Genomic DNA, 13697 nt, shown 5'->3' on the forward strand with positions numbered 1-13697 from the left:
AGCTAAGGGAGCCCAGCTGGGAATGAAAGGATGTCACAACGAAACCGTATTCTACTGATTTTTTTCGCCTTATACTTCCTGTGTGCCATCGCTGGTGGTCGTTGGGTATGGCAAACAAGTTATCAATCATTGCTTGATAAACATCACTCCCAGCTTGAGCAGTTTTCTAGTCATGTGAAGAACAAACTGGATAAGTACGCTCACATTCCAAATCTGTTGGCAAAGGACGCCCCGCTTTTCGAAGCCTTACTGCATCCAGAAAACAGCGCTCAGCTCGAGGTCACTAACCGGTATCTGGAGTCGGTCAATAATGTTATTGCTGCCGCCGATACTTACCTCATTGATCAGTGGGGCACGACTATCGCTGCCAGTAATTGGCGTCAGGAACATTCATTCATCGGTCGTAACTTCGCGTTTCGCCCCTACTTCAAACAAGCCATTGTAGGCGAACAAAGCCAATACTACGCCCTCGGTTCTACATCAGGTAAACGGGGTTACTATTACTCTGCTCCCATTGTTTACGCGGGCGGAGTTCTTGGCGTCGTCGTCGTTAAAATGGATTTAAATAAAATCGAAGACAACTGGCAGCAGCCCGATAGTGTATTTGTGGCCAGCGACCCTAATGGCATCGTATTCATGAGTAGCAAGAGAGATTGGCTACTAAAAAGCTTACAGCCCCTTAGTGAAACGAAGAAAACGCAAGTTTGGGCCAGCCGCCAGTATCTTGAAACCCAAATTCGGAGCTTAAATTTCGTTGGCGACCTGAGCCAACCTATTACGGAACTCAAGCAAGGTTACCCATACAGTAAAGGAACTTTTGTGGTTTCTTCCCTTTCTCTTCCCGATATCAAACTAACCATGAGAGTACTGTCTCCAAAACAATCCATCATCTGGATTACCTTGGGTTACCTCTTGGTACTCACACTGATCTTCACCATCCTGTTCCTCCTCGGGCAACTGATTTATCATCGCCAGCAACGTCATTTACAGCTCGAACGTATTCAGCAAGAGGCGAATCAGAAACTCGAATATCAGGTGATGGCTCGCACCGCCGAGTTGCAGGCAGAAATAGCTCAGCGAACAGAAACCGAGCAAACATTGCGTCTTACTCAGGATGAATTGGTTCAGGCAGCGAAACTTGCTGTCCTTGGTCAAATGTCCGCGAGTATAAGCCACGAGCTGAATAACCCTCTCGCAGCCATTCGTAGTTTTGCTGAAAATGGCAAACTGTTCTTAAAAAAAGAAAAATTTGAAAGGGTCGAAGATAATTTGAGCCGTATTTCGGCCCTGACCGATCGAATGGCCAATATCAGTCAACAGTTGCGCTCTTTTGCCAAAAAAACCAGTGGCAATGAGCTTACTAAAACCCGGCTATTGCCTGTCATTGCTTCAGCCAAAGAGCTGATGAAACCCGCTTTTAAGTCAGCTCGGGTTAACTTATTGGCAGAATCAATAACCCAAGACGCAGATGTCCTTATCAATACAATTCAATTAGAACAAGTGCTGGTCAATCTGCTAACGAACGCCATCGAAGCAGTCAAAGATCAAGAAGATAAGTTGGTTTGTTTATCTGTAGAGCTTGACCAAACACGCGACAACATCGTGGTTCATATTGATGATAATGGCCCGGGAATTGGCCAACATACGCTGCTTGAACTTTGTGAACCGTTTTTGACTACCAAGAAGAATGGCCTGGGGTTGGGACTGTCTATATCACAGCAAATATTAAAAGGGATGAACGGCCGTTTGACGGCCCAGAATCGCATTCAAGGCGGCGCTCGCTTTTCACTCTCTTTACCTGTTATCTCACCAAATGTCGAACAATCAGAAGGATAAGATTATGTGTCAGGTGTTCTTTATTGATGATGAAGCCGATCTGAGGCTCGCTATAGAACAGACCTTCGAATTAGCGGATATCGACGCGCAATTTTTCCCCGATGCAGAATCTGCTCTGCTTGCAATGAAAAAAGGCTCAGAGCCCGGAGTCATCGTCACCGATATCTGCTTACCGGGAATATCGGGCATGAACTTACTCAATACCTTGATGCAGAAAGACAGCCGCCTTCCCGTGATTATGATCACTGGTCACGGTGACATTTCAATGGCAGTCAACGCATTACATCAGGGCGCCTATGACTTTATCGAAAAGCCGTTTTCCCCAGAGCATTTAGTTGAAACGGTAAAGCGGGCTATCGAAAAACGTCAGTTGACCAATGAAAATGAAAAGCTTCGCCAGACACTGAAAGCCAGCCAAGCTCTCGGACCAAGAATCATTGGTGAAACCGACAGTATTCAAACGTTGCGTGAGACCATCACCCATATTGCCGATACTGATGCTGACATTTTATTGTTTGGTGAGACAGGAACAGGCAAAGAGCTTATTGCACGTTCCTTACACGAGCAAAGCTTGCGCAGAAACCATAACTTTGTGGCGGTAAACTGTGGAGCGGTGCCAGAGAACCTGATTGAAAGTGAACTCTATGGCCATGAGAAAGGCGCATTTACTGGGGCTGAGAGTCGCCGGATAGGTAAATTCGAGTTCGCACAAGGAGGCACCTTGTTTCTGGATGAGATTGAATCCATGCCAATTCAGGCACAAATCCGTTTGCTTCGAGTCCTGCAAGAGCGCGCTATCGAGCGTGTGGGTTCTAATGAGCTACTCCCCCTAGACATTCGTGTGATTGCGGCCACCAAAGTGGATCTAAAACGTGCGGCGGATGAAGGAACATTTCGCCAAGATCTCTACTATCGCCTCAATGTCGTGACATTAGATTTGCCTCCTCTTCGTATGCGCAAGGAGGACATCCCTGCTCTATTCCATCATTTTCTATTGGTTGCAGCCTCACGATATGGGAAAAGCTCACCGGGTTTATCGCCTCAGGATCTCGCGACATTAATGGCGCATGACTGGCCGGGGAATGTGCGGGAGTTGAGAAATGCCGCAGAGCGTTTTGTTTTACTTGGCAAGCTGATTCAGCTCGGAGATTCAAGCCCGGCTCCCACCACTTCTTCTAGCCTTGCGGAACAAGTAGCGGAATTTGAGAAAGCAGCGATTGAAAATGCGCTGCTGGAGAATAATGGCAGCATCAAGCAAACCATGACGCAATTGAATGTGCCTCGAAAAACACTGTACGACAAAATGCAACGTTATCAGATAGATAAAGAACTGTATAAATAAAACCGATGATCACATTTGTTCCTTTATCCAACCTGATTCATACTTTTTATAGTTAAACAGTTGGTGACCGGGCATGAATGAGAAAATCCGAATACCTGTGATTACAGATACCGTGATCGTTGATGGTCACTATCAGGAAGAGCGACGTACTGGTCAGGATCGCAGAAAGAATAAGAAAAAGTGGCATGGCTATGAGCGCAGAATAAACACTGAGCCCAGAAGACATGACTACAAATCAATAGACGAAGAGGTGTGAAATGTCACACCTCTTTTTTTATCCATAACGGCTAATTTTCTTTCACTACCGTCATTCCAGCGAGCTTTAGCGAGACTAGGAATCTAATACCAGATTGCTGATAAGCATTAGGGGCTACGTTAGCGATAAAGTACTCCGTGAATAGATTCTGAATCACGCTCGTTCCTCGCTGTTCAGAATGACTTTGTCGTATGAACTTACTTGGTGATAATCTCCGGACCCATTAGCGTCGTTGGTAACCATGTTGAAACCCAAGGCACGTAGGTTACGATAATGAGGAACAAGAACATCACTCCGACCCAAGGAAGCGCGGCTTTTACTACGTTCAACATCGACATCTTGGCCACCCCTGCTGTAACAAATAGATTGAGACCAACCGGGGGAGTGATCATACCTATCTCCATGTTCACCACCATAATAATGCCTAAGTGGATTGGATCAATGCCTAGAGCTATCGCAATCGGGAATACCAGTGGCGCAACGATAATTAACAGGCCAGATGGTTCCATGAACTGACCGCCAATCAGCAAAAGCACGTTGACCACAATCAAGAAGGTAATCGGCCCAAGACCAGCTGAAAGCATCGACTCAGTAATCATCTGAGGAATACGTTCTTCCGTCAGTACATGCTTCAAGATCAATGCATTAGCAATGATGAACAGCAGCATGATCGTCAACTTACCCGCTTCGAACAGAGTTTGTTGAGTGTCTTTGTGAACGAAACTGTACAGCACTTTCACAATCGCAGGTTTGGTATCCTGTTTGTCCGCGAACGGCCCCATGTCCTTGTAAACAAAGTTGGCAATGAGAAAAGCGTATACCGCCGCGACCGCCGCTGCTTCGGTTGGTGTGAAAATCCCGCCGTATATACCACCCAGAATAATCACAACGAGCAACAACCCCCACACTGCGTCTTTAGCCGAAGCGAACGTCTCTTTCCAACCCACAAATGGCTGTTTCGGCAAATTCTTAATACGAGCAGCGATGTATATCGCGATCATCAGCATCACACCCGCTAACAATCCCGGAATAACACCACCCAAGAACATACGCCCAACAGAGACGTCTGTCGCCGCTGCGTACACAACCATTACGATTGAAGGCGGGATCAGGATACCGAGCGTTCCCGCATTACAGATTACCCCTGCAGCAAAGTCTTTTGAGTAACCATTTTTGATCATCCCGGCAATAACGATACTACCAATCGCGACAACCGTAGCCGGAGATGAACCTGATAGTGCAGCAAACATCATACACGCCATAACTGAAGCCATGGCCAACCCGCCTCGGAACCAGCCGACCAGCGCTATTGCAAAGCGAATAATACGCTTCGCTACACCACCAGTAGACATGAAGCTGGAGGCAAGAATGAAAAATGGTATCGCTAATAATGTGTAGTGACCTTCAAATGCATTAAAAAGCGTCTGTGCAACCGACGCTAAAGATGCATCGGAGTGCCACATCAAAAACAAAATACTTGATAAACCAAGTGAAACAGCAATCGGCACACCGATGAGCATGAAGCCAATCACCATCACGAACAACAGTAAAATATCCATGGGTTAGCGCTCCTTGCTTTTATCGTTATCTTCGTTTTGTTTGGGCTCCATCACATCACCGGCGTCCTTTAGTTCTTCTTTGAGTGCCTCTAGCTCCTCTTCCCCTTCGTGACTGGAAATAAGACAGTCAAGTTTGCCCGTCATTATTTGGTAAGCAGCCTGAATAAAACGAAACGTCAGTAGAGCCATACCAACTGGCAACGCCATATACGGGATAAATCGAGGTAATTTCTCGTAGCGCTCTCCCTCATTGAGCCAATCAGCCAAGAACTGCAACATATCTGGCATAGGAATATCATCCGTCTCGTACCAAGCACGCTCGGTGGCAAACGGATACCAGTAATTCCACGAACCAATAAGGAGTAAAATTGAGAACGTTAAACAACATGCGACAGCGATCAGTGCATAGACTTTTCGCAGCCGATCTGGTGCAAGGCTGATCACCACGTCAACGCCTATGTGAAAATGCTTTTTCACGCCGTATGACGCACCAACCAGTACCATCCAGGCAAAAAGAAACACGGTGACTTCAACCGCCCAAAGAATGTTGTCGTTAAATAAGTAGCGCATGATGACGTTGACAAAGGTCAGCATCGTCATCGTGCCGAGGAAGAAAGCAATCAAGGTCTCTTCAACCTTGTCGGTAAACTGTCCGACTTTCGCAAAAAATGAGTGTTCCATAACGGTACATCGCTCGAATCAGGTAAGTTTGGCTCCCGCTGGTCGGAAGCCACATATCATTATGTTCAGTTATTTTTGGTTTGCCGCTAACGCCGCGTCGATCAAATCAGAACCAATGTCTTTTTCAAACTTGTTCCAAACTGGTTTAAGCGCAGTAACCCACTCTTCACGCTGTTCCGGTGTCAGTTCACGAACCACACCACCCGCTTCGATTACATACTGTTTATTTTGTTCCTCTACGCGGTTTGATTCCGCATTACGGAGTTCCGTAACCTCTTTAAGAATGGTGGAGAGCTGATTGCGTACGTCAGCTGGAAGTCCATCCCACCATTTAGTAGAGGTCACCACCAAGTAATCCAAAATACCGTGATTGGTTTCAGTTGTACCGTCCTGAACTTCGAAGAACTTTTTACCGTAGATATTCGACCAGGTATTTTCCTGGCCATCGATAACTTTGGTTTGCAAACCGCCGTACACTTCCGCAAAAGACATTTTTTGAGGGTTGGCGCTAAGTTGTTCAAATTGTGCCACCAGCACATCGGATGCTTGTACGCGGAATTTGAGGCCTTTGGCATCAGCCGGATGAATCAGCGGTTTGTTGGCAGAAATCTGCTTCATACCGTTGTGCCAGAACTCCAGACCTTTGATGCCGCGACGGTTCATCGCATTCTTAAGCGATTCACCAGCATCAGAGTTTTGGAAACGGTCAACCGCATCTACATCATCAAATAGGAAAGGAAGGTCGAAAAGGCGGAACTTCTTGGTGAATTTTTCAAACTTGGACAGTGAAGGTGCGGCGAGTTGCACGTCCCCATTCAACATCGCTTCAAGCACTTTATCATCATCGTAAAGCGTCGAGTTTGGGAAAACTTGCATACAAACTTTACCATTCATCTCCTCGTTTACACGCTTTTCAAGCAACGAAGCCGCAATCCCTTTCGGGTGCTTATCTGTATTCGTTACATGACTAAATTTGATGACGATTTCACCTGAGTCACAAGTTGCGGCAGCGTTAAAACTGGTAACAGCAAGAATTGAAGCGGTTAGTAGGGTAACAGGCTTAAACATTATTATTCTCCTTGATAGATAAACAACCCCATCACTGGGTGTTGATGTTCCTATCAGAGCAATTCCCGCACCATATTTTTAATTTAAAAAATTATTAAATATATTCAATAAGTTAAAATTAATTCAACTCCACCCATATTTATCAAGATCACAAAATAAATTTTTAAATGGGTGAAATCTACCCATCCCAATTTGGTAAGTGGGTGGATTTACACACATTCGTTAATTGGAAAAAATGGCAGCCAACAGACTGCCATTTAGTATCGGATACGCTGCCTCAAGCAGTCCGACTTTGTTTAATTTACATGGTTAGTAAACACAAATGGTTAGTGAAACTCTATGCGCTGCTCTGTGGAGGCATCAAAGAAGACCGCCTTTGATAAATCAAAGTGCAGTGGTGCTATCTGGCCGACCTTCACATCGAATTCCGGTGACAACCGACACGCCACTTCTTGGTCATTGACCTTAATCATCGCAATCGTATCAGGGCCAGTCGGCTCGAGAACCTCCAACTGCAAATCGAGCTTTGTGGTCGCGGTGGAATCTTGATTTTCACTGTCCGTTATGTGCTCCGGGCGTAGGCCAATTACGACTTCTTTACCATCTTGCGTTCGCATTGAGGCTGGCAATTTAATGTGATGCTCTTGCGCATTGCTGCCTTTGACTTTGATCACCGGGTTGTTGTGATCATCCAAGTCGACCATGGTTTTGATGAAGTTCATTGAAGGCGACCCCATAAAACCCGCAACAAACATATTATTGGGTTTGTTGTAGATTTCTTGTGGCGTACCCAGTTGCTGCAACTCACCATCTTTCATTACCGCAATGCGGTCAGCCAGTGTCATCGCTTCAATCTGATCGTGCGTTACGTAAACAATCGTTGTATTGAGCTGTTGATGAAGTCGTTTGATCTGATGACGCATTTCGACCCGCAACTTCGCATCTAAGTTCGATAACGGTTCATCAAACAGATACAGTTTCGGACGTCGAGCAAGTGCCCGTCCCATCGCGACCCGTTGGCGCTGACCACCTGATAATTGCGACGGCTTGCGATCTAGCAGATGGTCGATTTGCAGCATCTCAGCCACTCGCTCCACTTCGGCATCAATCGCCTCTTTCGGCATTTTACGGATCTTCAGACCAAACTCGATGTTGCCTCGTACCGTCATGTTTGGATACAGAGCGTAAGATTGAAACACCATCGCGATATCGCGATCTTTAGGTTCAACGTTTGACACATTGTTACCGTCGATAACGATTTCTCCTGAGCTGATGTTTTCCAGACCAGCGATAGTATTCATAAGGGTCGATTTGCCACAACCTGAAGGACCAACCAAGATAAGAAACTCACCAGAATCAATACTGATATCGATGCCTTTTAACGTCTCTAGCTCCGCTTTTGGATAGGTTTTACGGATTTGTTTAAGTTCGAGTGTTGCCATGATAATTATCCTTTTACCGATCCAGCCGTTAGGCCACGAACAAAGTATTTTCCTGCTAATACGTAAACTAATAGCGTTGGTAACGCCGCAATGATCGCCGCCGCCATATCGACGTTGTACTCTTTCACGCCAGTACTGGTATTGACTAAGTTGTTCAACGCAACCGTTATAGGCTGTGTTTCAGAGCCCGAATAGACCACACCGAATAAGAAGTCATTCCAGATTGCGGTAAATTGCCATATCACCGTCACCATGATGATTGGCGTCGAAATCGGCAGCAGAATCTTAAAGAAAATGGTAAAGAATCCCGCCCCATCCAGTTTCGCTGCTTTCACGAGTTCATCCGGAATACTGATATAAAAGTTACGGAAGAACAGCGTCGTAAACGCCATACCATAAATGACATGAACGATAACAAGCCCTGTAGTGGTGTTTGCCAGACCCAACTTACCGAGCACCGCCGCCATTGGCAGCAAGATAACCTGAAACGGAATAAAGCAACCAAACAGCAACAAGCTAAAGAACAGATTTGAGCCTCTGAACTGCCACTTGGTCACCACATAACCATTGAATGCTCCTAACAGGGTCGAGATGGCCACTGCAGGAATCACCATTTGGAAAGAATTCCAGAAGTACCCTTTCACACCTTCACATTTAACGCCGGTACAGGCGCTGTCCCACGCTTTATGCCAGGCGTCAAATACCCACTCAGTCGGCAGACTCATTAAGTTTCCGGCTTTAATATCTGGCAGCGTTTTGAATGAGGTAATCACCATCACAAACAACGGCATTAGGTAGAACAAACAAAAGAACAGCAGCCCCGAATAGATAAACAGTCGAGAGAAGTTCACACTACGCATCATGATTTTTTCTCCCTGAGTTCTGAGTACAAATAAGGTACTAAGATGGCGAGAATACCCGCTAACATCATCATCGCGCTTGCGGCACCCAAGCCTATCTGTCCACGAGTAAAGGAGTGTGCGTACATAAACAGAGCAGGCAAATCTGAAGAGTAGCCCGGCCCACCGGCTGTCATTGCTGTTACCAGGTCGAAACTCTTAATCGCAATGTGTGACGTGATGATCACTGAACTGAAGAATACTGGTCTTAAACAAGGCATGATGATGCGCCAATAGATTGTTGGCAGACTGGCACCGTCAATTTGTGCCGCCTTGATAATAGACGAATCAATACCTCGCAAACCAGCCAGAAACATCGCCATAACAAAGCCAGATGACTGCCACACCGCTGCAATCACTAGGGTATATACCGACATTTCTGAGTTCACTAACCAGTCAAATTCGAAATTGGTAAAGCCCCAATCTTGTACCAGTTTTTCAATGCCCAAACCCGGGTTAAGAATCCATTTCCATGCGGTACCAGTAACAATAAAAGAGAGCGCCATCGGATAGAGATAAATGGTTCGAATCGCGCCTTCCTGACGAATATTTTGATCAAGCAAGATGGCTAAACCCACGCCAAGTACAATGGCGATGAGCATAAACAACAAACCAAATATGCCAAGGTTAGTAATCGAAGTTACCCAACGGTCGTTTTCCATCAACTTTTCATACTGGGCAAAGCCAACAAAGTTGAAGCTTGGCAGAAAACGGGAATTGGTCATTGATAGTGCTGCCGTCCAGAAAATGTAACCGTATATACATACCACAGTTACCAAGATGGTCGGGGCAAGGACAATTTTCGGCAACCAAAGCTGAAGTCTGTCCACCAAACTAAGCTTTGCGTGTGACTTCTTTGGATACCGATTTACAACGTGCTCCATAACGAATCCTTACATCTAAAAGAAAGGGCGTATAGGCTCCCTACAAGCCTGCACGCCCTTTAGGGAGAGACTAGTTTTAAAGGATTAGATAGCCGCTTTAACCGCTTTCGCTAGCTTTTGTGCTGCTTGTTTCGGATCCGCATTTTCGTCGTTGAAGAAGTTAGTCACGACGTCATAGATTGCACCTTGTGCATAGCTTGTGGTTGACAAACCATGTGCCATACTCGGCACTAAATCACCGGATTGGGCACTTGCTTTAAAGGTCGCCATCGAGTCCAGTGCACATTGGTCAAATTTCGCCATGTCCATATCAAGACGGACTGGAATAGATCCTTTGTTCAGGTTAAAGACTTCTTGGAACTCTTTGGTCAAAATGGTACGAGCTAAGTCTTGCTGTGCCTTCTTGTTCTCTTCGTTGCTCAGCTCAAAAAAAGCGAAGCTATCAATATTGAACGTAAACTGGCCGGCAGTACCCGGTGCTGGTGCGCAGATGTAATCTTTACCCGGCATTTTGCCTGCGGCAGTAAACTCGCCTTTCGCCCAGTCACCCATGATCTGCATGGCTGCATCACCGTTAATTACCATAGATGTTGCTACGTTCCAGTCACGTCCCGGAGAGTTAGCGTCAATGTAGTCGTGTAGCTTCTTAAACTTGGTGAACACTTCTACCATTTTGTCGCCTGACAGTACGTCCATGTCTAGGTCAACAAACGCTTTGTTGTAGTCTTGGCTACCAAGCACATCAAGAGCAACCGCTTCAAATACAGTCGCGTCTTGCCATGGCTGACCACCGTGAGCGAGAGGAATAAAGCCTGCTGCTTTAATTTTGTCCGCAGCAACGAAAAATTCATCCATTGTTGTTGGTAGTTCAACGCCCGCTTTCTTCAGTACTTCAGGGTTTGCCCAAAGCCAGTTCACACGGTGAACGTTAACCGGCACAGCAACGTACTCACCTTTGTACTTCATCACCTTGGTCACAACTGAAGGAAGGATGTCATCCCACTTTTCCTGCTTCGCCGTACTTTCCAATGAAGTAAGGAAACCCAAGCTGCCCCACTCTTGAATATCGTGTCCTTTGATTTGAGCCGCAGATGGAGGGTTGCCTGATACTGCACGGGTTTTAAGTACGGTCATCGCCGACTCACCGCCACCGCCAGCTACTGCAAAGTCTTTCCAGGTATGGTTTTGCTGCTCTAACATTTCTTTCAGTACCGCAGCAGATTTTGCTTCCCCACCAGCGGTCCACCAGTGAAGCACTTCCACTTCACCAGCGTGAGAAAAATTCGCAGCAGACAGCAGGGAGAGAGTAAGTAGGGTTTTATTTAGTTTCATTATTATCTTCCGTGTATTGGATGAGACATTCAGGTCAACGGCTTAGCGACCTTCAGCATTCTTGCTTGAACTTAGTCAGTCTACCCAACGAGAAAATTTTGATTGAAACAAAGCGTAAACACAAAGTAACAAAGTTGTTACATTAAAGATCAGTAATAGAAGAAACAAAGACTTGCGCACGCAAACCACTACTAGGCAAGTTGTCAATTATGAGATCTCCGCCGTGTGCATGAAGAATATTGCGGCATATCCCCAGCCCTAATCCGTGTCCTTGGTCGTCATCAGATAAACGATAATAAGGCTCAAATACCGCTTCTAATTGGTCTTCTGGAATACCCGGTCCTTGATCGCATATGACGACTTTTACCCATTCGTCACTGCTGGCAAGTGTTATCTCAGCCCTTTGACCATATTTCACTGCATTATCGACCAAGTTCCCAATGACACGTTTTATGGCAAGCGGCTTTGCTACGATGGGATCAATAGGGCTCGGCGTAAACTTGACCCGTGTTTGGTGCTGATTATAAGGCTCAATGACACTGGTAATCACATCATTGAGATCAACGTAAGCCGTATTCTCATGCAACTCGGTGTCTCGTACACACTGAAGAGCGCCTTTCACCATCATCTCCAGTTCATCCAGGTCACGGTTAAATTTTTCGCGCTTCACATCACTTTCGAGCAGTTCGGCACGTAACCTCAGGCGAGTAATCGGCGTTTTTAAATCATGGGAGATCGCAGAAAACAGTTGTTCCCGATCGGAGATGTAATGGCGAATTCGTTGCTGCATCCGGTTAAAAGCACGGGTAGCGGTAACGAGTTCACTAGCTCCCTCTTCTTTCAGCGGTGCTTGCTCTACGTCCATGCTCATTTCATTGGCCGCTTTAGCCAGTCGCTTCAATGGCTTAACCTGTTTTTTCATCAACAAGTACGTCAGAAACAACAAAATGGTTGTCGAGAAAATCAGAAATAAGATCTGCTCTCGGCCAATTAACCGATCGTCAAGATTGACATAAGGGGCGGGTAGTAACGCTGCAATGTAAAGCCATTCATTCTTGGCCAACTCAAGCTGCACGACTAAAACGGGTGGATCAATAGGACTTAACGTTAAGGTATGGTGAGCCCAAGATTTAGGTAAGTCACTCAGATAAATGTCATTTTTTAGTAGGCGTAGGTTTTCTGGCAATGAGAAATCGACCAGTATGCTGTCCACTTTGGGAAGCTTCTTAGTCAGTACCTCTTTAATGGCTTCAATAGACGCCAATTTCAGTGGCGTATTTTTTATCGGTTCGACAATCAGCTGTTCTTTGTTAAAAGAGACAAAAAAGCGCGTTCCGCCCATGTTACGAATCTGGTCAAGCACGATATGACGATAGCCCACAGGCAATGACTGAAAAAACGTAACCGTCGAAGAAAACATGTTCGCCATGCTCTGCGACGCGTCCCGAATCCCCGCTAGCTCTTTGTGCTTAGACTCGGTATACCAAATGGTAGTCGCCACGCCTTGAGCCAATATCACAGCCAATAACGTTAAGCCTAATGTGCGATTAACCAGAGAGTTAGGCTTGAATCTTTTCGCCCAACGCCACCATTTAGGATTCATAACTGACTGGCACAGCGAGCACATAACCATTACCCCGCATCGTCTTAATATAGTGCGGGTATTTGTCACTCACGCCTAAACGTTGACGTAAACGACTGAGCTGGACATCGATACCACGCTCAAAAGGTAAAGACTCCCTTCCGCGTGTAGCAAATGAGATCGTGTCACGGTCTAAAATTTGGTTGGGCTTTTTAAGAAATAGCATCAACAACGAAAAATCACTGCCTGATAAGTCGTGAGATTGCAGGGTTTGTAGGTGAGTAATTCGATGGGCGAGCGGATCCAATCGCCAGTCACCAAAAAGTATCGGACTTGCGGCTAAGGGACTGACCGGTTGCTCTTTCGCGCCTTTAACCCTGCGCAAAACCGCCTTAATGCGCGCGTTCAAGTGGCGCGGGTTAAATGGTTTCGCCAGATAATCATCAGCACCAATTTCTAATCCGATGATTTGATCAGTATCGTCAGAAACCGCAGTCAGCATAATAATCGGCGTTGATGAAGTTCGACGTACTGCCTGACATAAAGAAAATCCGTCCTCACCGGGTAACATTACATCGAGCAGAATCAGATCCGGATAACCATTTTGCTCAATGTGAAGATGCATCTGTTCACCATCATTCACGGTATTGACGACATAACCCTGCTTTGTCAGATACTCCTGTAGCAATTCACAAATTTCTTGATCATCATCTACGACTAGCACTCTGGCTGACATTTTCCCATCCAACGTATTACTAAAACTTACCGCTAGTGTAATCCGTGCCAGAATGAGGGCTCAGAGAATATTTTTAAGAC

13 protein-coding genes are annotated in these 13697 nt (G+C 45.9%); 3 read left to right on the forward strand and 10 right to left on the reverse strand.

Features of this window, described 5'->3' with window-relative positions; genetic code table 11:
* Positions 1 to 30: 30 nt before the first annotated feature.
* From WJM94_RS21780 to WJM94_RS21790, 3 genes are all read left to right on the forward strand, one after another.
* Positions 31 to 1836 (forward strand): sensor histidine kinase, encoded by a 1806-nt coding sequence (locus tag WJM94_RS21780; RefSeq protein WP_444496263.1) that lies wholly within the window; start codon positions 31 to 33, stop codon positions 1834 to 1836.
* Between the two features lie 4 nt (positions 1837 to 1840).
* Positions 1841 to 3178, forward strand: coding sequence for a sigma-54-dependent transcriptional regulator (locus WJM94_RS21785; protein ID WP_444496264.1), 1338 nt, complete (start codon positions 1841 to 1843; stop codon positions 3176 to 3178).
* 73 nt (positions 3179 to 3251) lie between these two features.
* Positions 3252 to 3434: a hypothetical protein gene (locus WJM94_RS21790; protein WP_444496265.1), complete on the forward strand. Its 183-nt coding sequence runs from the start codon at positions 3252 to 3254 to the stop codon at positions 3432 to 3434.
* Positions 3435 to 3465: 31 nt separating this feature from the next.
* Here WJM94_RS21790 and WJM94_RS21795 read toward each other — a convergent pair whose 3' ends face one another.
* The 10 genes from WJM94_RS21795 to WJM94_RS21840 form a co-directional block, all read right to left on the reverse strand.
* Complete coding sequence (locus WJM94_RS21795) at positions 3466 to 3591, reverse strand: hypothetical protein (RefSeq protein ID WP_444496266.1); 126 nt, start codon at positions 3589 to 3591, stop codon at positions 3466 to 3468.
* Between the two features lie 40 nt (positions 3592 to 3631).
* A complete protein-coding gene (locus WJM94_RS21800; protein WP_444496267.1) occupies positions 3632 to 4993 on the reverse strand; it encodes a TRAP transporter large permease in 1362 nt (453 codons plus the stop codon).
* Positions 4994 to 4996: 3 nt separating this feature from the next.
* A complete protein-coding gene (locus WJM94_RS21805; RefSeq protein ID WP_444496268.1) occupies positions 4997 to 5674 on the reverse strand; it encodes a TRAP transporter small permease in 678 nt (225 codons plus the stop codon).
* A 69-nt stretch (positions 5675 to 5743) separates the two neighbouring features.
* A complete protein-coding gene (locus tag WJM94_RS21810) occupies positions 5744 to 6742 on the reverse strand; it encodes a TRAP transporter substrate-binding protein (RefSeq protein WP_444496269.1) in 999 nt (332 codons plus the stop codon).
* A gap of 326 nt (positions 6743 to 7068) precedes the next feature.
* Positions 7069 to 8184, reverse strand: coding sequence for an ABC transporter ATP-binding protein (locus WJM94_RS21815; RefSeq protein WP_444496270.1), 1116 nt, complete (start codon positions 8182 to 8184; stop codon positions 7069 to 7071).
* A 5-nt stretch (positions 8185 to 8189) separates the two neighbouring features.
* Positions 8190 to 9047 (reverse strand): carbohydrate ABC transporter permease, encoded by an 858-nt coding sequence (locus WJM94_RS21820; RefSeq protein ID WP_444496271.1) that lies wholly within the window; start codon positions 9045 to 9047, stop codon positions 8190 to 8192.
* A complete protein-coding gene (locus tag WJM94_RS21825; protein WP_444496272.1) occupies positions 9044 to 9967 on the reverse strand; it encodes a carbohydrate ABC transporter permease in 924 nt (307 codons plus the stop codon). Before WJM94_RS21825 ends, WJM94_RS21820 begins: the two co-directional genes overlap by 4 nt.
* An 84-nt stretch (positions 9968 to 10051) precedes the next feature.
* The gene (locus WJM94_RS21830; RefSeq protein WP_444496273.1) at positions 10052 to 11299 is read right to left on the reverse strand and encodes an ABC transporter substrate-binding protein; all 1248 of its coding nucleotides are present in this window, start codon (positions 11297 to 11299) and stop codon (positions 10052 to 10054) included.
* Between the two features lie 142 nt (positions 11300 to 11441).
* Positions 11442 to 12902 carry an ATP-binding protein gene (locus WJM94_RS21835; protein ID WP_444496274.1) on the reverse strand — a complete coding sequence of 487 codons (1461 nt, stop codon included), beginning with the start codon at positions 12900 to 12902 and terminating at the stop codon, positions 11442 to 11444.
* Complete coding sequence (locus WJM94_RS21840; protein WP_444496275.1) at positions 12892 to 13617, reverse strand: response regulator; 726 nt, start codon at positions 13615 to 13617, stop codon at positions 12892 to 12894. Before WJM94_RS21840 ends, WJM94_RS21835 begins: the two co-directional genes overlap by 11 nt.
* Positions 13618 to 13697: the final 80 nt, after the last annotated feature.

Source organism: Vibrio sp. YIC-376, from assembly GCF_052353105.1.
Taxonomy (GTDB): Bacteria; Pseudomonadota; Gammaproteobacteria; order Enterobacterales; family Vibrionaceae; genus Vibrio.